At 69.2% G+C, this 22486-nt stretch carries 20 protein-coding genes, 1 tRNA gene, 1 other RNA gene and 1 pseudogene; 4 read left to right on the plus strand and 19 right to left on the minus strand.

The genetic code is table 11. The annotated features are described in order from the left end of the window. The 4 genes from urtC to cimA all read left to right on the plus strand — a co-directional run bounded on the left by urtC (position 1) and on the right by cimA (position 4247). Positions 1–1086, plus strand: coding sequence for an urea ABC transporter permease subunit UrtC (gene urtC / locus H5U26_RS06895; protein ID WP_290618003.1), 1086 nt, complete (start codon positions 1–3; stop codon positions 1084–1086). Further along, the gene (gene urtD / locus H5U26_RS06900) at positions 1083–1859 is read left to right on the plus strand and encodes an urea ABC transporter ATP-binding protein UrtD (RefSeq protein ID WP_290618005.1); all 777 of its coding nucleotides are present in this window, start codon (positions 1083–1085) and stop codon (positions 1857–1859) included. The genes urtC and urtD overlap by 4 nt, the downstream gene beginning before the upstream one ends. 4 nt (positions 1860–1863) lie before the next feature. Next, complete coding sequence (gene urtE / locus H5U26_RS06905; protein ID WP_323758760.1) at positions 1864–2553, plus strand: urea ABC transporter ATP-binding subunit UrtE; 690 nt, start codon at positions 1864–1866, stop codon at positions 2551–2553. A gap of 104 nt (positions 2554–2657) precedes the next feature. Beyond that, the gene (gene cimA / locus H5U26_RS06910; protein ID WP_290618009.1) at positions 2658–4247 is read left to right on the plus strand and encodes a citramalate synthase; all 1590 of its coding nucleotides are present in this window, start codon (positions 2658–2660) and stop codon (positions 4245–4247) included. Positions 4248–4351: 104 nt separating this feature from the next. Here the strand turns inward: cimA and orn are convergent, their stop codons facing one another. From orn to coaD, 19 genes and pseudogenes are all read right to left on the minus strand, one after another. Further along, positions 4352–4897, minus strand: a complete 546-nt coding sequence (orn, locus tag H5U26_RS06915) for an oligoribonuclease (RefSeq protein WP_290618011.1) — start codon at positions 4895–4897, stop codon at positions 4352–4354. A gap of 281 nt (positions 4898–5178) precedes the next feature. Next, positions 5179–5778: a recombination mediator RecR gene (gene recR, locus H5U26_RS06920; RefSeq protein WP_290618013.1), complete on the minus strand. Its 600-nt coding sequence runs from the start codon at positions 5776–5778 to the stop codon at positions 5179–5181. A 12-nt stretch (positions 5779–5790) separates the two neighbouring features. Further along, complete coding sequence (locus H5U26_RS06925; RefSeq protein WP_290618015.1) at positions 5791–6111, minus strand: YbaB/EbfC family nucleoid-associated protein; 321 nt, start codon at positions 6109–6111, stop codon at positions 5791–5793. Positions 6112–6200: 89 nt separating this feature from the next. Beyond that, entirely contained in the window at positions 6201–7895 is a 1695-nt protein-coding gene (gene dnaX, locus H5U26_RS06930; RefSeq protein WP_290618017.1) for a DNA polymerase III subunit gamma/tau, read from the minus strand. A gap of 20 nt (positions 7896–7915) precedes the next feature. Then, positions 7916–8012: signal recognition particle sRNA small type (gene ffs, locus H5U26_RS06935), an RNA gene on the minus strand. A 33-nt stretch (positions 8013–8045) separates the two neighbouring features. Then, positions 8046–8136, minus strand: a tRNA-Ser gene (locus tag H5U26_RS06940). A gap of 69 nt (positions 8137–8205) precedes the next feature. Continuing rightward, complete coding sequence (gene rpsD, locus H5U26_RS06945; RefSeq protein WP_290618019.1) at positions 8206–8817, minus strand: 30S ribosomal protein S4; 612 nt, start codon at positions 8815–8817, stop codon at positions 8206–8208. A 171-nt stretch (positions 8818–8988) separates the two neighbouring features. Continuing rightward, positions 8989–9696 (minus strand): annotated as a pseudogene (rluB, locus tag H5U26_RS06950) (23S rRNA pseudouridine(2605) synthase RluB); the annotation flags it as partial. Further along, on the minus strand, positions 9686–10270 hold the full coding sequence (gene scpB / locus H5U26_RS06955; RefSeq protein ID WP_290618023.1) for an SMC-Scp complex subunit ScpB: 585 nt from the start codon (positions 10268–10270) through the stop codon (positions 9686–9688). The gene scpB and the pseudogene rluB, both read right to left, overlap by 11 nt. Continuing rightward, entirely contained in the window at positions 10270–11019 is a 750-nt protein-coding gene (locus H5U26_RS06960) for a ScpA family protein (protein WP_290618025.1), read from the minus strand. The genes scpB and H5U26_RS06960 overlap by 1 nt, the downstream gene beginning before the upstream one ends. A 56-nt stretch (positions 11020–11075) precedes the next feature. Next, a complete protein-coding gene (locus H5U26_RS06965) occupies positions 11076–12293 on the minus strand; it encodes a tryptophan--tRNA ligase (protein WP_366055904.1) in 1218 nt (405 codons plus the stop codon). Further along, positions 12290–12958: a site-2 protease family protein gene (locus tag H5U26_RS06970; RefSeq protein WP_290618027.1), complete on the minus strand. Its 669-nt coding sequence runs from the start codon at positions 12956–12958 to the stop codon at positions 12290–12292. Before H5U26_RS06970 ends, H5U26_RS06965 begins: the two co-directional genes overlap by 4 nt. 39 nt (positions 12959–12997) lie before the next feature. Then, entirely contained in the window at positions 12998–13801 is an 804-nt protein-coding gene (locus tag H5U26_RS06975; RefSeq protein WP_290618029.1) for a crotonase/enoyl-CoA hydratase family protein, read from the minus strand. Between the two features lie 16 nt (positions 13802–13817). After that, on the minus strand, positions 13818–15479 hold the full coding sequence (locus H5U26_RS06980; protein ID WP_290618031.1) for an acyl-CoA dehydrogenase family protein: 1662 nt from the start codon (positions 15477–15479) through the stop codon (positions 13818–13820). A gap of 42 nt (positions 15480–15521) precedes the next feature. Next, complete coding sequence (locus tag H5U26_RS06985; RefSeq protein ID WP_290618033.1) at positions 15522–16289, minus strand: SDR family NAD(P)-dependent oxidoreductase; 768 nt, start codon at positions 16287–16289, stop codon at positions 15522–15524. Positions 16290–16499: 210 nt separating this feature from the next. Further along, positions 16500–17033 (minus strand): aromatic-ring-hydroxylating dioxygenase subunit beta, encoded by a 534-nt coding sequence (locus H5U26_RS06990; RefSeq protein ID WP_290618036.1) that lies wholly within the window; start codon positions 17031–17033, stop codon positions 16500–16502. Positions 17034–17102: 69 nt separating this feature from the next. Next, entirely contained in the window at positions 17103–18431 is a 1329-nt protein-coding gene (locus tag H5U26_RS06995; protein ID WP_290618038.1) for an aromatic ring-hydroxylating dioxygenase subunit alpha, read from the minus strand. Positions 18432–18564: 133 nt separating this feature from the next. Continuing rightward, entirely contained in the window at positions 18565–21960 is a 3396-nt protein-coding gene (locus H5U26_RS07000; RefSeq protein ID WP_290618040.1) for a mechanosensitive ion channel domain-containing protein, read from the minus strand. Beyond that, positions 21938–22420 carry a pantetheine-phosphate adenylyltransferase gene (gene coaD / locus H5U26_RS07005; protein WP_290618042.1) on the minus strand — a complete coding sequence of 161 codons (483 nt, stop codon included), beginning with the start codon at positions 22418–22420 and terminating at the stop codon, positions 21938–21940. The genes H5U26_RS07000 and coaD overlap by 23 nt, the downstream gene beginning before the upstream one ends. Positions 22421–22486 lie beyond the last annotated feature (66 nt).

Here is a 22486-nt window from a genome sequence, read left to right on the forward strand (position 1 = left end):
ATGGGGCTGCCCAACTGGCGTCATGAACGTGGCGGCTTCGCCTTGCTGGTGGTGCTGGCGGTTGCGGCCGTGCTGGTGCCGCTGCTGAACCTGACGGTGCCGCCGGGCTCCGCCCTGCACGTGCCCGATTACACGGTGACCCTGCTCGGCAAATACCTGTGCTACGCGCTGGCCGCGGTGGCGCTGGACCTGGTGTGGGGTTACTGCGGGATTTTGAGTCTGGGCCACGGCGCGTTCTTCGCGCTCGGCGGCTACGCCATGGGCATGTACCTGATGCGCCAGATCGGCGAGCGGGGCGTGTATGGCAATGCGCTGCTGCCGGACTTCATGGTGTTCCTGAACTGGCAGGAACTGCCCTGGTACTGGCAGGGCTTCAACCACTTTCCGTTCGCCTTGCTGATGGTGGTGCTGGTGCCGGGCGCGCTGGCGTTCGCGTTCGGCTATCTGGCCTTCCGTTCGCGGGTGTCCGGCGTCTATCTGTCGATCATCACCCAGGCCCTCACCTTCGCCCTGATGCTGGCGTTTTTCCGCAACGACATGGGCTTTGGCGGCAACAACGGGCTGACCGACTTCAAGGAACTGCTGGGCTTCGACCTGCAGGCGCCGGCCACGCGGGCGGGTCTGTTCGTGATCTCGGCGCTGGCGCTGGCCGGCGGCTATCTGGTGTCGCGGGCGGTGGTGCGCTCGCGCGCCGGGCATGTGCTGATCGCGGTGCGCGATGCCGAGAGCCGCACGCGCTTCCTGGGTTACCGGGTAGAGCACTACAAGCTGGCCGTGTTCGTGCTGTCGGCCGTGCTGACCGGCATTGCCGGGGCGCTGTACGTGCCGCAGGTGGGGATCATCAACCCGGGCGAATTCGCGCCGCTCAATTCCATCGAGATGGTGGTGTGGGTGGCCCTTGGCGGGCGCGGCACGCTGTACGGCGCAGCGCTGGGCGCCGGCGTGGTCAATTACCTGAAGACCGTGCTGACCGGCGCGCTGCCGGAGGTGTGGCTGTTCTTCCTGGGCGGGCTGTTCATGCTGGTGACGGTGGCCCTGCCGCGGGGACTGATCGGCCTGCGCGCGCGGCGCCAGAGCGCGGCATGAACACCCAGGCCGAGACGCATCCGTCGCTGGGCCGCCACCGCGGCGCGCTGTTCGTGGAAAACGTCAGCGTGTCCTTCGATGGCTTCAAGGCCCTGAACGAGCTCACGCTGTACATGGACCCGGGCGAGCTGCGTTGCCTGATCGGCCCCAACGGCGCCGGCAAGACCACGCTGATGGACGTCATCACCGGCAAGACCCGCCCGGACGCAGGCGAAGTGTTCTTCGGCGACCGCATCGACCTGCTGCGCCTGTCGGAAGCGGAAATAGCCGAGGTCGGCATCGGCCGCAAGTTCCAGAAGCCGACCGTGTTCGAGCAGCTCTCCGTCCACGACAACCTGGCGTTGGCGCTCAAGCAGGATCGGCGCGTATGGGCCACGCTGCGCGCCAAGCTGACCGGCGCCGAACGCGACCGCATGGATGAGGCGGCGGTCCTGATCGGCCTGGCCGAGGACCGGCAGCGCCTGGCCGGGACGCTGTCGCACGGCCAGAAACAGTGGCTCGAAATCGGCATGCTGTTGCTGCAGGAACCGCACCTGATGCTGATCGACGAACCGGTCGCCGGCATGACGCGCGGCGAGATCGAACGCACTGCGCAGCTGCTGCAGGCGCTGGCCGGCGAGCGCTCGGTGCTGGTGGTGGAGCACGACATGGAGTTCGTGCGCTCCATTGCCCGGCACGTCACCGTGCTGCACCAGGGCCACGTACTGGCCGAGGGCACGATGGCGCAAATCCAGTCCGACCCGCGCGTGATCGAGGTTTATCTCGGTGAGTGAAGCCCTGCTCGAACTGACCGGCATCCAGCAGTACTACGGCCAGAGCCACATCCTGCGCGAGGTCAGCGTGCAGGTGCCGGCCGGCTCGTGCACCTGCCTGATGGGCCGCAATGGCGTTGGCAAGACCACGCTGCTGAAGGTCATCATGGGCCTGCTGCCGGCGCGTGCCGGCAGCATCAGCTTCGCCGGCCAGGATCTGACGCGCGCCGATACCCGCGAGCGGGCCCGCATCGGCATCGGCTACGTGCCGCAGGGGCGGGAGATCTTTGCGCGCCTGACGGTGGAAGAAAACCTGCGCGTGAGCCTGGGCATACGCGGCGCCAGAACGCTGCCGCAGCGCATCTACGAGCTGTTCCCGGTGCTGCGCGAGATGCTGCACCGGCGCGGCGGTGACCTGTCCGGCGGCCAGCAGCAACAGCTGGCCATCGCCCGCGCGCTGGTGTTGGAACCGAAGCTGCTGATCCTGGACGAGCCCTGCGAGGGCATCCAGCCGAACATCGTGCGCGACATCGGCGACGTGCTGACCCGCCTGCGCCAGGAAACCGGCCTGGCCGTGCTGCTGGTGGAACAGAAGCTGCCCTTCGCCCGCCGCGTGGCGGATCGCTTCTATCTGCTGGAGCGCGGCTCCGTGGTGGCCGACGGCGGCATTGCCGACCTCAGCGAAGACCTGGTGCAGCGGCACTTGGTGGTGTGACGGGAGCGCGGGCGCGTTTGCTGCGTGCCCGAGCGAGCGATGGGGGGCGTCCTGCCCGCAGCGCGTAAAATGCCGCTCCATTCCCGCCTCAACCGGTACGCACCGTGTCCGCGCCGCGCATCTTTCTGTACGACAGCACGCTGCGCGACGGCCAGCAGACGCAGGGCGTCGATTTTTCGGTCGGCGACAAGCTGGCCATCGCCGGCGAGCTGGATCACCTCGGAATCGACTACATCGAGGCCGGCTGGCCGGGCGCCAATCCGACCGACGATGCCGTTTTTGTGGCCGCCCCGAGCTTCAAGCGCGCGCGCCTGGTGGCCTTTGGCATGACGCGCCGGCCGGGCCGGGCGGCGGCCGACGACCCCGGTTTGCAGCGCCTGCTCGATAGCGGCGCGCCGGCCATCTGCCTGGTCGGCAAGACCTGGGACTTTCACGTCACGGTCGCGCTTCGCACCACGCTCGACGAGAACCTGCGGATGATCGAGGACAGCCTGGCCGCGTGCGTGGCGGCCGGGCGCGAGGCGCTGTTCGACGCCGAGCATTTCTTCGACGGTTACAAGGCCAATCCCTCCTATGCGCTGGCGTGTCTGGAAGCCGCACAGCGCGGCGGGGCGCGCTGGATCGTGCTGTGCGACACCAACGGCGGCACGCTGCCGCACGAGGTGGAGGCCATCGTCGGCGAAGTGGCCAAGGTAATCCCCGGCGAGCGGCTGGGCATCCACTGCCACAACGACACCGAAAACGCCGTCGCCAACAGCCTGGCGGCGGTGCGGGCCGGCGTGCGCCAGGTGCAGGGCACGCTGAACGGTCTTGGCGAGCGCTGCGGCAATGCCAACCTGATCTCGCTGCTGCCGACGCTGATGCTCAAGCTCGGCTACGAAACGGGACTCAGCGAGGCCGATCTGGCGCATGTCACGCACGTCTCGCGCTTCGTCGACGAGCGCCTGAACCGCACGCCCAACCGCCACGCGCCCTACGTCGGCGAGAACGCCTTTGCCCACAAGGGCGGCCTGCACGTGTCGGCGGTCGAGAAAGACCCGCGCAGCTACGAGCACATGGCGCCGGAGCGGATCGGCAATCACCGCAAGATCCTGGTCTCCGACCAGGCTGGCCGGGCCAATGTGCTGGCGCTGCTGGACGAGGTGGGTCTGACGCTGGCGGCCGACGATCCGCGCGTCGGCCAGCTGGTCGAGCAGGTCAAGGCGCGCGAGCTGCAGGGTTATACCTACGATGGCGCCGAGGCCAGCTTCGAGCTGCTGGCGCGCGGGTTGCTGCAGGGCCTGCCGCGGTATTTCGAGCTCGACAGCTTTCGCGTCATCGACGAGCGGCGCTGGGTTGACGGTCGGCTGGTGACGCTGTCGGAGGCCACCATGAAAGTGCGCGTGGCCGGCCAGGTGCACATGACGGTGGCCGAGGGCAACGGCCCGGTCAACGCGCTGGATCTGGCCCTGCGCCAGGCGCTGCTGGCGGCCTACCCGACCCTGGCCGGGCTGCAGCTGACCGACTACAAGGTGCGGATTCTGGAATCGGGCGCCGGCACCGGGGCGACGACGCGCGTGATGCTGGAGTGCAGCGACCCCAGCCGGCGCCGCTGGACCACGGTGGGCGCCTCCACCAACGTGATCGAGGCGTCCTGGCAGGCGCTGTCGGATGCCATCACGTACAAGCTGTGGCACGACGGCGTAAACGCCTGAGAACGAGTACGAAGGACTTCTGTGGGAGACCCGCCCGCGGGCCGAATGAGCGGGGCGCCGGTAGTTTGATTCGCGGCGGGGGTGCCGCTCTCACGGTCGGTTGCCTATACCTTCAGCAGATGCTCGCGGTAGTGGCGCAGTTCGCGGATCGAGTCGTGGACGTCTTCCAGCGCCAGGTGCGAGGAGCGCTTCTTGAATGAGGCGGCCACCTCAGGTGCCCAGCGCAGCGCCAGTTCCTTCAGCGTGCTGACGTCAAGATTCCGGTAGTGGAAATAGGCTTCCAGCTCGGGCATCAACCGGGCCAGGAAGCGGCGGTCCTGGCAGATGCTGCTGCCGCACATGGGCGATTCGTTGCGCCCCACGTGGCGGCGCAGGAAGTCCACCGTCTGGCGCTCGGCCTCGGCCAGCGTGATGGTGGAGTTGCGGACCCGCTCGACCAGGCCGCTTTTGGTGTGCTGGCGGGTGTTCCATTCGTCCATGCCGGCCAGCATCTCCTCCGGTTGCTGGATGGCCAGCATGGGTCCCTCGGCGATGACGTTCAGGTCCGCATCGGTGACCACGGTGGCGATCTCGATGATGCCGTCCCAGGCCGTATTCAGGCCGGTCATTTCGAGGTCTATCCAGATCAGGGAGCCGGCTTTCGGGGGCATCAGGTATCCAGCGGGGCGGGTGACGCGGACGATTAAACGCCACGCGCAACCGGGGGGCAAACGAGGGGGCGCGGACTATAGCATGCCGGTTCGTGGCGTCCGGCGCACAAGGAAACGCTGCGCTCTTTGGCGTTGCCCGCAGCGCCGGGACGCGCTGCCAAAATCAGCGGCTGTAGGAGCCCGGCTGCGCCGGGCGATCCTCGCGCAGGGAAGCTGCGCTGACCTGGTTTTTCCAGGTGGCGGGCGCTGAGAAATCCAGGATGGATTTATTCAGCGCTCCATCAGGCGCCGTAGTCGCGCCGGCCCAGCAGCGCCTGGCGCAGCGTGCCGCCGTCGACGAATTCCAGGTCGCCGCCCATCGGCACGCCGTGGGCGATGCGCGTGCTGCGGATGCCGCGCGCGCGGGCCAGTTCCGCGATGTAGTGGGCGGTGGCCTCGCCCTCGACGGTGGGGTTGGTGGCCAGGATCAGTTCCTGCACCTCGCCGCTGTCCAGGCGCGTCGTGAGGCGGTCCAGCTCCAGTTCTGCGGGGCCGATGCCGTCCAGCGGCGACAGGTGGCCGTGCAGCACGTAATACAGTCCCTGGAAGCCGCTTGCCTGGTCGATGGCCTGCACGTCGGCCGGGCTTTCCACCACGCACAGCAGGCTGTGGTCGCGCCGCGGCGAGCTGCACACTGCGCAAACGTCCTGTTCGGTCAGGTTGCGACACTGGCTGCAACGGCCGACCCGCTCCATGGCCTCCAGCAGCACCTGCCCCAGCCGCCGGCCACCGTCGCGGTCGCGCACCAGCAGGTGGAAGGCCATGCGCCGGGCCGACTTGGGGCCGACGCCCGGCAGGCGCTGCAGGGCCTGCGTCAGTGCCTCGATAAGTCCCTGGGCCACGACGCCGTCGGATCAGAACGGCAGGTTCATGCCGGGCAGCTTCATGCCGCCCAGCGCGCTGTTCATGTGTTCCTGCGTGGCCTGTTCGACCTTGCGCAGGGCGTCGTTGACGGCGGCAGCGACCAGGTCTTCGAGCATGTCGCGATCGTCGCCGAGCAGGCCGGGGTCGATGCTGACCCGCCGCACCTGGTGGTTGCAGCTGATGGTCACGGTGACCAGCCCGCCGCCGGCGGCGCCGCTGACTTCGATGCCCGCCAGCGCCTGCTGCGCCTTTTGCATGGCCTCCTGCATGCGTTGGGCCTGTTGCATGAGCTGATTCATGTTGCCTTTCATGGGCGTTCCTCGTGTTCGTGGCGAGTGCCGAGTTTAGCGGGCGCGGCCCGGCCCGGGCGGCCTAATCGGTGCGGCCCAACCGGGGCGGCCTAATCGGCCGCTGCTTCAGAGCCGTCGATGATGCGCGCATCGAGTGTGTCCATCAGGCCGCGCACCAGCGGGTTGCTTTCCAATGTGCTGCGAGCCTGCGCCTGGCGCTCGGCCGCGGCGCGGGCCGATTGCTGCGCCGGCGTGTCGGCCGCGGCGGCCTGGTCGCTGAAGTCCACCCGTGCCGGCTGACCGATCAGGCCCGACAGGGCTTCGGTCAACGCTTGCCGGGTCGCCGGCGTGAGCAGGCCCCGGCTGCGGGCGTCCACTGCCAGCTCGAAATGGTTGTCCCGACGTTGCAGCAGCGCGCAGTGTTGTGCCAATTGATTGGCAGCCCCGCGCAGGCCGAGCTGCGCGGCGAGTGTGGCCCAGTCGTCGAGGGCTGCGGTCGGCTGCCGCGCGGTCGTTGGCGCTGCCGGTTGCCGGGGCGGCTCGATGGCCGCTGACGCCGCCGGTACGGGCCTGGCGGTTGGTCTTTCAGCCGCTCCCGATGTCCGGACCGTCGTCGCTGGAGCCGTCGACACCGGCGCGGGGCGGCTTGCCGGCGGCGCTGCCGGGGCGGCCTTTTGCGGTTCCGGCCGCCGCGTGGGCGCGTCCTCGCCGCCGTCCGGGCGGAACACCAGCAGGCGCAGCAGCAGCATTTCAAGGCCGCTGGCCGGGTCCGGCGCCAGCGGCAGGTCGCGGCGGCCGATCAGCGCCATCTGGTAGTAGAGCTGCACGTCCTCGGCGGCGATGCGATGGGCGAGTGCATCGACCACCGCCGGGTCGGCATCGGCGGCCAGACTGGCGCCCGGTACCGCCTGGCACAGCGCCACCTGGTGCAGCAGGCGCAGCAGGTCGTCCAGCACGGCGGCCGGGTCGGCGGCCTGGGCGTTGGTTTCGGCCAGCGCCGCCAGCAGGGCCGGGCCGTCGCCATCGGCCAGGGCGTTCAGCAGCCGCACGGCATGGCTGCGGTCCAGCGTGCCCAGCATGGCGCGCACCGCATCGGCATGCAGTTCGCCGCCGCCGTGCGCCAGCGCCTGGTCGAGCAGGCTCAGCGCGTCGCGCATGCTGCCGGCCGCGGCGCGTGCCAGCAGTTCCACGGCGGCCGCATCCGGCGCGATCTGCTCGGCCAGCAGCACGCGTGTCAGTTGTCCGCCGACCTGCTCCGGCGTCAACGCGCGCAGGTTGAACTGCAGGCAGCGCGACAGGATGGTGGCCGGAATCTTCTGCGGGTCGGTGGTGGCCAGCAGGAACTTGATGTGCGGCGGCGGTTCTTCAAGGGTCTTGAGCAGCGCGTTGAAGCTGCTCTTGGAGAACATGTGCACCTCGTCGATGAGGTACACCTTGTAGCGGCCCTGCGTGGGCGCGTACTGGACGTTTTCGAGCAGGTCGCGGGTGTCGTCGACGCCCGTGCGCGAGGCGGCATCGACCTCGATCATGTCCATGAAGCGCCCGGCGTCGATGGCGGTGCAGGCCGCGCACTGGCCGCAGGGCTCGACGCTGACGCCCTGCTCGCAGTTCAGCGCCTTGGCGAACAGGCGGGCGACGGTGGTCTTGCCGACGCCCCGGGTGCCGGTGAACAGATACGCGTGGTGCAGGCGATCGCTGGCCAGGGCATTGGTCAGGGCGCGGCGCACGTGCTCCTGACCGACCATGTCGGCGAAGCGGCGCGGCCGCCACTTGCGGGCGAGCGCCTGGTAGCTCACAAGACGCACGCAAACATGAGGGCGGCGGAACCTGCCAGCCGGGCCCCGGCGCCTGAATCGTTCGCTACCGTTGCTCCCTTCCGGGCCTGGCGGGGTTCACGAGCTATCACCGCGGGGAGACTGACAGGCCCGCCATTGAACCGAACACATCGACAGAACTGGCGGAGAGGGAGGGATTCGAACCCTCGATACGCTTTTGACGTATACACACTTTCCAGGCGTGCTCCTTCAACCACTCGGACACCTCTCCGGGAATCGGCCCCGGCCATGAGGAGCATCGAGTACGGCCGGATGGCGGCGCGGCAGACCCGCGCCAAGATCAACTCACGCGCGAGTAGTACTCGACGACGAAGTTTTCCTGCACCTCGAGCGGGATGTCGGCGCGTTCGGGCATGTGCCGGAAGGTGCCGGTCATCGTGCTGGCGTCCATGTCCAGGTACTCGGGCAGGCTCAGCGACGGCGACTGCAGGGTCTCCACGATCACCGGATGCTGGCGGCTGCCTTCGTGCACGCCGATCACGTCACCGGGACGCAGCGGGTAGCTCGGAATGTCCACGCGCCGGCCGTTGACCGTGATGTGGCCGTGCTTTACCACCTGGCGGGCGGCCGGGATGGTCGGCGCGAAGCCGAGGCGGAACACCACGTTGTCCAGGCGCGATTCGAGCAGCGCCAGCAGGTTTTTGCCGGTGTCGCCCTTGCGGCTGGCGGCGGCCTTGAAGTAATTGCGAAGCTGACGCTCGCCAAGGCCGTAGTTGTAGACCAGCTTCTGCTTCTCATCCAGGCGCAGGCGATAGTCGCTGGGCCGGCCGCGGCGGGCGCCGTGCTGGCCGGGCGGGTTGGCGCGCACGCCGTCGGTCTTGCGGGTAAGACCCGGCAGCTGCTGCTGAAAACGCCGTACAACCCTGAGCCGGGGACCGGTATACCGTGCCATCGATGCTGTGTCCTGACCTGAAAAAAACGCCGGGCGGGTGCCCGGCGGTTCAAAAACAAGGGGGCTATGTTACCCGCGCCGGCGTGTGGGTTTCAAGCCGCCGCTGCTGCGCACCGGCCGGCTGGCCGTCGCCGGGCGCACGGACACGCTGGCCAGCTCGGCCGCAGTGGCCTCGCGGTACTGGCCACGGCCGAGCGCGCGCGGCAGCTGCAAGGGCCCGAAGCGCACCCGCAGCAGCCGGCTGACGACGATGCCCTGCGAGGCCCACAGGCGGCGCACCAGGCGATTGCGGCCCTCGTCGACGGTGACGTTGTACCAGTGGTTGCGCCCCTCGCCGCCGCCGTCGGTGATGATCACGAAGCGGGCCGGACCGTCCTCCAGTTCCACGCCGGCGCGCAGCCGCTCCAGCATGGCCGCGTCCACGTCGCCATTGACGCGCACCGCGTATTCGCGCTGCAGGTGGTTCGAGGGGTGCATCAGCCGGTTGGCCAGGGCGCCGTCGGTGGTCAGCAGCAGCAGGCCGGAGCTGCTGATGTCCAGGCGCCCGACGCTGATCCAGCGCCCGGTCGGCAACGGCGGCAGGCGGTCGAACACGGTCGGTCGGCCCTGCGGGTCGTGGCGGGTGCAGACCTCGCCTTCCGGCTTGTGGTAGATCAGAAGCCGTGTCTTGGCCGGCGCCGCCAGCGTGACCGGCTGGCCATCCACGGTGATGCGATCGGCGCCGGTCACGCTCTGGCCGAGCACCGCCGGCTGATCGTTGACGTGCACGCGCCCGGCGCGGATCCAGTCCTCGATCTGCCGCCGCGAGCCCAGGCCCACCTGCGCCAATACCTTGTGCAGCCGCTCGCCGGCGGGTGGATGCTTGCGCTCAGTTGGCATGGTCGGCCGCCTCCGGCGGCAGCATTGACAGTTGCAGATCGCCCACCCGCTCATCGTCGGGGTTGGCCAGGTCCGCCAGCGCCGGCAGTTGGCTGAGGCTGCGCAGGCCGAAGTAGTCCAAGAAGGCCTTGGTGGTGCCAAACACGGCCGGCCGGCCCGGTACCTCGCGGTGGCCGAGCACGCGCACCCAGCCGCGGTCGAGCAAGGATTTGATCATGCCGCTGCCCAGCGTGACGCCGCGGATGTCCTCGATATCGGCGCGCGTCACCGGCTGGCGGTAGGCGATGATGGCAAGCGTCTCGAGCACCGCGCGCGAGTAGCGCGGCGCCCGTTCGGCCAGCAGCGGCGCCACCGCCGCGGCATGCACGGCGCGCACCTGGTAGCGGTAGCCGCTGGCGGTGTGCACCAACTCCAGCGCACGGTCCGCGCACTCCAGGGTTAGCTGGTCGATGGCGCGGGTGATGTCGGCGCGGGTTGCCGTCTGGCCTTGCGGCAGCAGGCGCTGCAGGCGCTCCACGTCCAGCGGCTCGCTGGCCACCAGCAGGGCCGCCTCGATGACGCGCAGCAGGTCCATCAGGCGGCCGGGCGCAGGTAGATCGGTCCGAAGGCCTCGGCCTGGCCAAGCTCGATCAGGCGTTCGCGCACCAGTTCCAGGATGGCCAGGAAGCTCACCACCACCCCGGCGCGGCCCTCGGCCGGCTGCAGCAGCGACAGCAGGGGCGTGAACTCACCGGCCGTCAGGCGCTGCAAAATCAGGCTCATGCGCTCGCGCACCGACAGCGGCTCGCGGCGCACGTGGTGGTGCACCTTGAGCGCGCCGCGGGCCAGCACTTCGGTCATCGCGCCGAGCAGCTCGGCAAGGCTGACCTGCGCCTCCGGCGCCGGCTGGTCCAGCTCCGGCAGCGCCACCGAGAGCGGCAGCACATCGCGGCCGAACTGCGGTCGCAGCGCCAGTGCCTCGCTGGCATGACGAAAGCGTGCGTAGTCCTGCAGGCGGCGCACCAGCGCCGCGCGCGGGTCGTCCTCTTCGGTGTCGCCGGCCGGGCGCGGCAGCAGCATGCGCGATTTGATTTCCGTCAGCACCGCCGCCATGACCAGGTAATCGGCCGCCAGCTCCAGGCGCAGGTCGCGCATCAGGTCGACGTAGGCCATGTACTGCGCCGCCACTTCGGCCACCGGGATGTCCAGGATGTCCAGGTTCTGGCGCCGGATCAGCCACAGCAGGAAATCGAGCGGCCCCTCGAAGGCATCCAGGAACACCTCCAGCGCGTCCGGAGGGATGTAGAGGTCTTCCGGCAGGCGCGTCAGGCGCTCGCCGTGCACGCGGGCGAGGGGCAGTTCCTGCTGCGCCGGCGCTGCGGCCGTGTCGGTGTCGGCGCTCAGCGGTAGCCCAGCCCCATGACCTGGCGCACCTCGTCCAGGGTCTCGCGAGCGTGCTCGCGGGCCTGCTCGCAGCCGCCAGCGATGATCTCGCGCACCAGGCCGGGGTCGTCCTCGAACGGCCGCGCACGTTCGCGAAACAACGAAAGCTCGGCTTGCACCGCATCGATCAGCGGCTTCTTGCAGTCTAGACAGCCGATAGCGGCGCTGCGGCAACCTTCCTGTACCCAGGCGCGCTGTGCATCGTCCGAGTAGACCTGATGCAGGCTCCAGACCGGGCACTTTTCAGGATCGCCGGGGTCGCTGCGGCGCACGCGCGCCGGGTCGGTGGGCATGGTGCGCAGTTTTTGCGCCACCGCGTCCGGATCCTCGCGCAAGCCGATGGCGTTGCCGTAGGACTTGGACATCTTGCGCCCGTCCAGGCCCGGCATGCGGGCAGTTGCGGTCAGCAGCGGCTGCGGCTCGGGCAGCACGATGATGCCGCTGCCTTCCAGGTTGCCCAGCAGCCGCTCGCGATCGCCAAGGCTGATGTTGGCCTGGCCACGGATCAGCGCCTGCGCCACGGCCAGCGCTTCCTGGTCGCCGCGTTCCTGATAGGCGCGGCGGTTGTCCTCGTAAAGCTGGGCCTGTTTGCGGCCGAGCTTGCGCAGCGCTGCCTGCACGCGGCTCTCGAAATCCACCTCGCGCCCATAAAGATGGTTGAAGCGCCGCGCCACCTCGCGCGTCAGTTCCAGATGCGCCACCTGGTCCTCGCCCACCGGCACCAGGGTCGCCTTGTAGGCCAGGATGTCGGCGCCCTGCAGCAGCGGGTAGCCAAGAAAGCCATAGGTGGCCAGATCCTTGTCCCGCAGCTGTTCCTGCTGATCCTTGTAGGTGGGCACCCGTTCGAGCCAGCCCAGCGGCGTGATCATCGACAGCAGCAGGTGCAGTTCGGCGTGCTCCGGCACCCGCGACTGCACGAACAGCACCGCGCTGCCCGGATCGACGCCGGCCGCCAGCCAGTCGACGATCATGTCCTGCGTGTGCTCGGCGACCTGCTGCGGGTGTTCGTAGTCGGTGGTCAGCGCGTGCCAGTCGGCGGCGAAGAAAAAGCAGCGGTGCTGGTGCTGCAGGCGCACCCAGTTCTTCAGCACCCCGTGGTAGTGACCCAGGTGCAGGCGCCCGGTCGGGCGCATGCCGGACAGGACGCGATCATGAGGCGCGGCCACAGTGTTCAAGCAGACCCTCCCAGGCCAACCAGTGTCAATAGTATTTCGTTGAGCAGGCCGATGGCCGGCTGCAACAGCCGGCCGAGCACCCCGGTCATCAGCAGCGCCAGCACGATCATCAGCCCGTAGGGTTCCAGGGCCGCGAAGCGAGCTGCCTGCCGATTGGGCAGGATACCGGTCAGCACCCGCCCGCCGTCCAGTGGCGGTACCGGCACCAGGTTCAGCACCATCAGGATCAGGTTGATGGCGACGCCGGCCTGGGCCATGAAAAACAGCGGCTGCGCCGCCCACGGCAGCGTGTTCAAAAACGCCACCGACAGGCGCAGCAGCAGCACCCAGCCGATGGCCATGACCAGGTTCGACAGGGGGCCGGCCGCCGCCACGATGGCCATGTCCCGCTTGGGGTTGCCAAGATTGCGGTAGTCGACCGGCACCGGCTTGGCCCAACCGAACAGGAAGCCGCCGGGCAGCAGCAGCATGACCAGCGGCACCAGCACGGTACCGATCGGGTCGATGTGCCGGAGCGGATTCAGCGTCAGGCGGCCCAGCATCTGCGCCGTGCGGTCGCCCAGGCGCCGCGCGACGTAGCCATGCGCCACCTCGTGCACGGTGATGGCGAACAGGACCGGCAGGGCCCAGATGGCGATTTTTTGCGGCAGGGAGAAATCGAGCATGGTGGCGCCGTGGGAAAGGCGCGTGGGCGCCGGAGTGTCTCAGCGGCCCTGGTAGTGGCCGGGACGCTTCTCGAAGAAGGCCGCCAGCGCCTCGGCGTGATCGTCGGTGCCGTGGCAGGCCGCCTGCAGCGCCGCGCTGTAATCCAGGAAGTGTTTCAGGTCCATGGCCTGGCCGGCGCGCAGCAGGCGCTTGGCCAGGCGCAGCGCCTGCGGCGGCTTGCCGGCGATCTGCGCGGCCAGTTGCCGGGCCCGCGCCATCAGGTCGGCCGGCGGCAGCACTTCGAGCACGATGCCCAGGCGCAGCGCCTCGTCGGCATCCACCAGGCGGCCGGTGAAGGTCAGTTCCGCCGCCCGCTGGTGGCCGAGCGCGCGCGGCAGGAACCACGCCCCGCCGTCGCCCGGAATGATGCCCAGGTTCAGAAAGGTCTCGCCAAAGCGCGCCGTGGTCGATGCCAGGCGCAGGTCGCACATCATGGCGACGTCGAAGCCCGCGCCGACCGCCGCGCCGTTCACGGCGGCGATCACCGGCACTTCGAGTTCGTACAGCGCCAGCGGAATGCGCTGGATGCCCAGGCGATAGGACTGCTGGATGTCCATGGCGCTGCCGGCGAAGATGCCGTCCTTGGCCTGCATCTTCTTGACGTTGCCGCCCGACGAGAAGGCCTCGCCAGCGCCGGTCACGATCAGCACCGAGATGTCCGGCCGGGTCGGGATGGCCGACAGCACCGACACGATCTCGTCGATCATGCCCTCGTCGCTGATGGCGTTGCGCGTGGCCGGCTGGTTGAAGGTGAGGGTGGCGACGCGCTCGGCAACCTCGAAACTGACGTGCTGGTAGCTCATGAACGATCCGGGTGGGTTACAGCGTGCAGCGGCCGGCGTCGACCACGTGCGCAGCAATGCGCTGGCGCAGCGCCATCACGTCGGCGGCCGGCCGGGTCACGGTGGGGGTGGCGATGCCAAGGTGCGTGGCCGCCTCGGCGGCCAGTTGCGCCACCTGCGCGGCGGCCTGCGCCAGCACCAGCTGCGCCACGTCCTCGTGCACCGGCTGGCGGTGTGGGTGGTAGGCCACGCGCAGCGCGGTCGACTCGGCCAGATAGATGGCCGTCATCATGTCGGCCAGGTGCGCCATCAGTTCCTGGTCTACATCGAAGCCCTTGCCGCTGCCGTGTTTTTCCAGGGCCGCGCTGAAACAGCGGGCATGGGCCAGTTTCAGACTGGCCAATAGGTCGTCCCCGGCGCTGCCGGTCAGGCCCAGTTCGCCGGCACCGAGCTTTTTCAGCAGCGTGCGCGGCATGACGATGCGGTTGATCTCGTTGGTGCCCTCGTAGATGCGGGCGATGCGCGCGTCGCGCAGGTACTTGGCCGCCGGGTATTCCTCCAGAAAGCCGTAGCCGCCGAACATCTGCAGCGACTCGTCGGCCACCCGGCCCAGCAGTTCCGAGCCGGCGATCTTGGCGATCGAGCATTCCAGTGCGAAATCCTGCAGCGCCGCCAGCTTGGCCTCGCTGCTGCGCCCGCCGGCGTTGGTCAGCGCGTCGATGGCGCCGCCGGCGCGGTAGATGGCGCTCTCGACGGCGTAGATGTCGGCCGCCGCCTGGCCGATCTTGCGCCGGATCATGCCGAAGTCGGCGATGCGCTGGCCGAACTGCTTGCGCCCGACGGCGTAGTCGAGCGCCGCGTCGAGCGCGCACTTGGCGCTGCCCAGCGCCGTGCCGCCCAGCTTGTAGCGGCCGTTGTTCAGGATGTTGAAGGCGATCACATGCCCGCGGCCGATCTGCCCCAGCACGTGCTCGCGCGGGATGCGCGCGTCCTGCAGGATGACCTGGCACGTGGATGAGCCGTGCATGCCGAGCTTGTGTTCCTCGGCGCCCAGGCTCACGCCCGGCGCGTCGAAAGGCACGATGAAGCAGGTGAAGCCGCTGGCGCCGTCCACCTCGCCCTGCACCTTGGCGAACACGAAGCCGACGTCGGCGATGCCGGCGTTGGTGATGAACTGCTTGGTGCCGGTCAGGCGCCAATCGTTGCCGTCCAGCACGGCCGTGGTGCGCGCGGCCAGTGCGTCGGAGCCGGAGCCCGGCTCGGTCAGGCAGTAGCAGCCGCGAAGTTCGCCGCTGGCGAAGCCGGGCAGCCAGGCAGCCTTTTGCGCGTCCGTTCCGAACAGCGCCACCGGCAGTGAGCCGATGCCGTTTTGCACCATCAGCGTCAGCATGAAGGACTGCTCGCGGCCGGTGCTCTCGAGCACCCGCATCGACACCGGCAGCGGCAGGTCGAGGCCACCGTACTGCTCGGGCAGGTCGAGCATGGTCAGGCCAAGTTCGGACGCCTGCTGCATCAGGCCCGCCAGCACGCCGGGCGTCTTGGCCTCGATGTCGGCCAGCCTGGGCCACACCTGCTCGTCGCAAAAGCGCCGGGCGGTATCGAACAGCGCCTGATCCTCGGCGCTGAAGTGCTCGGGCGTGAAGGTCGCGCCCGGCGCCTGCGCCGGGTCCAGGAAGGTGCCGCCGTGTGTGTCACTCATGATCGGTTCGTCAGCGGGAATGGGTCAGCGGCTTGGGTGCCGTCACTTCGGCGCCAGCCGGATGGCGCCGTCCAGGCGGATGGTCTCGCCGTTCAGCAGCACGTTCTCGACGATGGCCTGCACCAGCGCCGCGTACTCGGCCGGATCGCCCAGGCGCGGCGGAAACGGCACGCTGGCGCCCAGGCTCTGCTGCACGGATTCGGGCAGCGATTCTAGCATCGGGGTCCGAAACAGCCCCGGCGCGATGCTCATCACGCGGATGCCGTGGCGGGCGAACTCACGCGCCAGCGGCAGCGTCATGCCGACCACGCCGCCCTTGGATGCCGAATACGCGGCCTGGCCGATCTGGCCGTCGAAGGCGGCCACCGAGGCGGTGTTGACGATCACGCCGCGTTCGCCGTCGGCGCGCGGCGCGTTGCCCTGCATGCGCACGGCGGCCAGGCGCACCAGGTTGAAGGTGCCGATCAGGTTGATGCCGATGGTGCGCGCGAACTGCTCCAGCGGCATGGGGCCGGTCTTGCCCAGCGTCAGCCCGGCGCCGACCACCCCGGCGCAGCTGACCGCCAGATCGAGCCCGCCCAGCGTCGCGAGGCCGTCGTCGAGCGCCGCTTCCAGCGCCGCGCCGTCGGTCACGTCGACGGCGCGGAAGCATGCCCGCGGGCCGAGTGCCGCGACGGCCGCGGCGCCGGCGTCGGCATTCACATCCAGCAGCAAGGCCTGCCCACCGGCCGCGATCACCCGTCCGGCCGTGGCCAGACCCAAACCGGATGCGCCGCCGGTGACGACGGCACGAATACCTTCGAATTGCATGGAGAACCTCAGGGAACGCTTTTTCAGGGCGATGCTGACGCGGCGGGCGGTCGCTTGTCCAGCATCCCCTGCATCGAAGGTGGGGGCAGAAAGTGATGGCTCGCGCCCCGATCGGCGGCGCTGCGCGCGTGGCTGGCCGGATCCGTCAGCGCACTGGCAGGACCGCCCGGCTGCCTTGCACAGCCGGGCCTCGAGCGCCGTCGGCCGCCCTCAGAGCAGGAAGCTCAGGTTCGGCGACTGGATGATGGACTGGTCGATGGCGGCATCGCGCCGGGCGATCCGAAAGCCGTCGCCCGCGATGCGCAGCCGGTCCTTGCGCCGGGCGCCCAGGATGAACGGCACCGGTTCACTGGCACGCACGCGGTAGATCAGCAGGCGACTGTCGACGTCGATCGCGTCCGCCTCGTCGGTTGCCCGGCGGGCGCGGATGTTGGTGACGAAGTAGTTGTAGATGCTGGGCGGGTTCTCGGCCGTGGTAGTGGTCGGGTTGCCCAGCAGGTTGGTGCGCACTTTCAGGCTGACGTGGTTGTCGTCGAAGTAGGGATTGCCGATGCCGACCTGGCGCCGGGTGCCGTGCTCGTAGAACTCCGGGAAGCCGACGCGGTAGTGGATGTCCTCGGCCAGCAGGGCGAACCATTTCACATACTGACGCTGCGACAGCAGGTCGGCTTCGTCGTAATAGAAGTCGCACAGGCGGCGGTAGAGCGCGTCTTCAACGACGCGCGGGGCGGTCTCGGTGCTCACTCGGAACTCTCCAGAAAAAGGCGAGCTGCCGGCCGCATCCGGGCCGGCGGCAATGGTTGGCGACGGATTTCAGCGCGCGCCGGACATGTAGGCGCGCCACTGCAGCAGGTTGTTGAATTCCGTGACCTCGCAGTAGTTCGACGGGTAGGCAACGCCGGGGCCGGCCCAGTCGGCAATCGGCCGGTCGCGGTAGTTCAGCGCCACCTGGAAATTCACGTCCAGGGTGCGCGAGATCTCCCCCTCGCTGCCGCGCTGGATGCCGTGCCAGGCTTCGGCATCGTCCTGATCGAAGGTGCCACCGGCGGTGAAGGTGCGCACGCCGGCCAGCATGGCCTGGTGTTTCAGTGCCTCGCCGGCTTCTTCCTCGGCCAGGAACCAGTTCCAGATTTCGGTGCGGTTCACGGCGATTGGTTGCCAGACGCGGATGGCGAAGAAGTTCACGATCGGCTCGCGCTGCATGTCGAAGCTGACCGGGCCGTAAACCCAAGAGAAATTGGGGAACACCGTGCCGACCGACGCGATGCAGCGCTTGAACAGCTGGAACTGTTCCGGTTTCAGGGTGCGCTCGTACAGCGCGACCAGTTCCGGATCGTGGCCCATCCATTCCGGCATTTCGGCCGGGCCTTGCGTCCAGATGCCGTTGTAGGGGCCGGCGTGGACCGACGGGCTGTCGAGCAGCGCCCTGTGGATCATGGCGCGGGCACCGCCGCCACCGGCCAGGGTGGCATCCACGATCGGGCCGTGGACCTTGACCGCGTGCGGACCGTCGGCGCCGAAGTTCAGCGGGCCGAGCTTCCAGTTGTTGGTGGGGCTCCAGCGGTGCGGCAGGCCGAGCACGGTCATGCCCTTGGGCGTGCGGCCGAACATGATGTCCAGGTACCAGCGGGCATCGCCCAGGTGCTCGTCCAGCGACGGTGCGTCGTGATTCCAGGTGGCGAACACCAGGCCGGCGTAGCTGCCCACGCGCGCCTGGCGCAGGTCCAGGCTGCGAAAATCGACCTTGCCGCCGTAGGTGTCGTCCTCGGCAGTTGCCACCAGGGCGCCGCTGGTGCCAAAGACCCAGCCATGATAGGGGCAGGTGAAGCCGCGGCCGTGGCCGCTGTCGGTGCGGCACACCAGGGTGCCGCGGTGGGTGCAGCTGTTCAGCAGCACGCGCACCCGGCCCTTGTCGTCGCGCACCAGGATGACCGGGTCGTTACCCATCTTGCGGGTGACGTAATCGCCGTTTCTCGGAATTTCCGACTCGTGGCCGATGTACAGCCAGGTGCGCGTGAAGATGCGCTGCAGCTCCAGGCGAAACAGGTTCTCGTCGGTAAAGATCAGGCGGCTGGCGGTGGCGTTCTCGACGTCCACCAGGCGCTCGATTTCAGACGGTTGCCATCCTTGTTCGATCTGCATGGGTCATTCCTCCGTGAATTGACTGGTGCATCACCGGGTCTGAACGACCGTTCGGCTTTGGCTATTGTTCATCAGCGCAGCGTGCGGATGCAAACGGGCGAACGGCTTGCCGCCCGGCCGGCTGCGCTGCCTGTCAGGCGCCACCGGGATCGTCATCCGCCCGGCCGCCGATGGTCTGCGCGGCCTGCGCCGACACGCTGCGCAGGTGCACGTCCCGTTGCGGGAAGGGGATTTCGATGCCGGCCTCGCGCAGCGCCTGGTGGATGGCCATGTGCAACTCGTGCTGGGCCGGAATCGAATCCTGCAGCGTGCGCACATAGGCGCGGACCTCGAATTCCAGCGCACTGTCGCCGAAACGGGTGAACAACACCTGCGGCGCCGGCTCGCGCGTCAACCTCGGGTTGGCGTGCACCACGTCCAGCAGTATCTGCTGCGCCACGGCCGGATCGGCACCGTAGGCGATGCCGACCTTGACCACCACGCGCAGCACCTGGTCGGACAGGGTCCAGTTGACGAACTGCTCGGTGATGAAGGTCTTGTTCGGGACGATCAGTTCCTTGCGGTCGAAGTCGGTGATGGTGGTGGCGCGGATGCGGATGCGCGCCACATTGCCGCTGACGCCGCCCACGGTGACGATGTCGCCGACCCGAAACGGCCGCTCGGCCAGAATGATCAGACCGGAGATGAAGTTGGCGATGATCTCCTGCAGGCCGAAGCCGATGCCCACGCCCAGTGCCGCCACCAGCCACTGCGCCTTGGCCCATTCGACGCCCAGCAGGTTGACCGCCACCAGCACACCGACCGTGACGATGACGTAGCGGGTGACGGTGATGGCGGCGTAACGGGCGCCGGCGTCCATGTCGAGGCGCTGCAGGACGGCGATTTCCAGCACCCCCGGCAGGTTTCGCGAAGCGAACACCGTCATGGCCGAAATGCCGGCCGCCAGCAGCAGGCTCAACAGGGTGACGACGCCGGAGGCAGCGCCGGCCTCGTCACCCAGCCGGTAGCGCCACAGCACGATCTGGTCGAGCGACTGCAGGGCCGGCAGCAGGTCTGCCCACACCCACAGCAGCACGCCCGCGATTGCCAGCGACAGAACGAAACCCAGCAGGCTGCGTGCCTGTTCGTCCACCGCCTCGATGTCGAGCACGTCGGCGGGTTCCTCTTCACCGTCCATTGCGAAGCCCGCGCTCAGCGCCTGCTTCAGGCGCAGGCGGCGCTGTGCCACCGCCAGTGCGCGCAGCACCAGGTAGTACACCAGCAGCAGGCCCAGCAGCCACCAGCCGGTCTGCACGGCCCGCCCCTGCAGCTGCAGGGCCGCGTAATAGAAACCGAGCGTGGCGAGCACTGCCGGCAGCAGTGGGCTGGCCGCCGCCAACGGATGCCACACCCGGCGCCAGCGCCCCAGCCAGCTGCTCTGCCGCGACGCCAGGTACGCCGCCGGGGCGCCCCGCTGCGGATGCAGCGTGCGCCACAGAAACGCCGCCAGTGCCACCGAGAACACGACGAAGGCCAGCCGCCCGACGGTGGCGCGCGTGGCGGCCTGCCCGAGGCGCTCGGTAAAGACCACCAGCAGGCCGGCCGGCACCACCACCAGGCGCAGACGCGCCACCTGCCGGCGCAGAATCTGCCGTGCCTGGGCCTGCCACTGATAGTGCGCTTCCAGCCCCCCGCCTTGGCGGGCAATTTCCCGGATGAAGCCGAGCACGAACACCGCCGGCGCCATGCCCGACAGCGCGCCTGCACTGGCATCGACGAACGAAGCATCCGGCGCGTCGGAGGCCAGCAGGCGACCGAGTAGATACATCAACAACGGTCCGGGCAGCACGCGCAGGGCGGCGTAAACAAGCGCCAGTGCCGTGAACCAGGCACTGTCGCGATGAATGTCCATCAGGCGCACGGCATCGGCCTGTTGCCGGTGTTGCAGGCGACCTCGCAAGGCGAACAGGACCAGCGGCAGCAGCAACCCGAGCGCCGCCAGCGGCCGGGCGACAAGCACGGTGACCAGCGCCGCCGGCAGCTCGGCCCAGCGCGCCGGCTGCAGCAACTCGTGCAGGGCTGCTGGCCAGGCCCGCAGCCAGGCCGGGCCGAGCGGATCGACATCCGGTATCCACAGCAACCGCCGGTCGAGCAGGCTGGCGTAGTTCTGCGCCACTTGCAGTAACTGCTGCTGGCGCCGATCAAGCTCGCTGAGCAGGGCGATGCGCCGGGCGTAGGCATCGTCGAGCCGCCCCATCAGGTCGGCCTGTGCACGCAGCAGGTTGCCCAGCTGCTGCTGCAGCGCGCTGCGCTGTGCCTCGTCGAGCGCCGGTTGGCGCTGCTGCACAAGTTCGCCCGCGCGCTGGTAGGGCAGGCCTAGCTCGCGCCTCTGCTCGCCCAGACGCAACTGGCGCAGGCGTGCTTCGCCGATGTCGCGGTTGCGCACGGCGGCCTCGCGCCGGTAGTCCTGCGGACGCGGCAGGCGCTGGCGCCGATCATGCAATGCCTGCGCCAGGGCGCCGCTGAGCTCGGCCAGATCGAGCTGCGCCTGGGTTGCGCGGTACAGGGTCTCGACCTCGACCTGGCGCGCCCGGGTCTGTTCGATGGCGGCCCCGGTGACATCATCCGCCTGCAGTACGCCAGCCAGCTCGCGGGTCAGTTCCGCCTGCTGGGCAGCCGCTTCGCGGATCAGTGGATCGGCGTCGGCGGTGCCTGCCACCAGCGCCTCGGCGTCGGCCAGTTCCTGGCGCGCCAGTGCCTGGCGCGCCCCGCTCAGGCGCGCCGACAGGACCGTGACGTGATCCTCCAGGGCCGCGGCCCGACGTTCGGCGGCATCGCGTTCGGCCTGCGCCAGTTCACGCCGTATTTCTACCGTGCGCAGCTGCTCTTCGCGCAGGGCGATGCCGGCCAGCAGCGCGGCGCGCCGGGCGGCGCGGGCCAGTGCCTGTGCCTCGGCCAGCGCTTCGCCACCGGCTTGCGGAATCGTCTCCGGAGTGTCCAGTGCCTGCAGCTCGGCGCGTGCCTGTGCCAGCTCCGGTTGCAGCGTGATCGGCGCCTGCGTGAGCGCCTGCACGCGCCGGTCGAGCGCGTCCTGTTCGCCGAGCACGGCTTCGAGCGCCGCCTGCGCCTCGGCCAGCGCGGAGCCGAGGCTGGCGATGTCGGCGCCGTCCGGTGGCGGCGCGGGAGATGTGGCGCGCTGGTTGCGCAGGGCAGCGATGCGAGCGGGCGCCGAGCGCACGGTGCGGATCAGCGCGTCGCGCTCGGCGCGCTGCGCGGCGGCCTCCCGCAGGGAGCGCTGGGCCGCCTGCAGCTGGGCCACTACGGCCGTCCGCTCGGCCTCGGCCAGGGACTGGTCGGCCTGGGCAGCGGCCAGGCGCTGTTCGATCAGGGCGGCATCCGGCGCGCTTGCGTCCGCTGCCGCCTCACCCGCGGCCCCGGCCAGGCCGGGAACCGCGCTTGCGGCCACCGCCAGCCATAGCAGCAGGTGCCGCACTGCCGGCAGCACCGGCCAGCCGGCCGGCGGCCGCTCAGGCGGCTGCAATCCGCTCACGCAGGGCGGCGGCCACCGTCGGGTGCAGAAACACCGATACGTCGCCGCCGAAGCGTGCCACTTCCTTGACCAGGCTGGACGAGATGAACGAATGCTGCTCGGCCGGGGTCAGGAAAATGGTCTCGATCTGTGGGCGCAGGTGGCGGTTCATGGTGGCCAGCTGGAACTCGTACTCGAAGTCCGACACCGCGCGCAGGCCGCGCAGGATGACCTGCCCTTTCTGCGCCGTGACGAAATCGACCAGCAGGCCGTCGATCGGCATCACGCGCACGTTGGGCAGCTCACCGATGGCGGCGCGCACCAGGTCGATGCGCTCGTCCAGGCTGAACAGGGGATGTTTGCTGATGTTGCGGGCAACGCCGACGATGACCTGACTGAACAGGCGTGCCGCCCGCTGGATTAGGTCGGCGTGGCCGTTGGTGATCGGATCGAACGATCCGGGATAAACCACAATTGCCATGTGCTCCCCGCGCCGTGGCTGCGTTTTCGGTGAATCCGCCATGCGTGTGGCGGACTGCGTGCACGC

Origin of the sequence: Immundisolibacter sp. (assembly GCF_014359565.1) — a bacterium.
Lineage (GTDB): Bacteria > Pseudomonadota > Gammaproteobacteria > Immundisolibacterales > Immundisolibacteraceae > Immundisolibacter.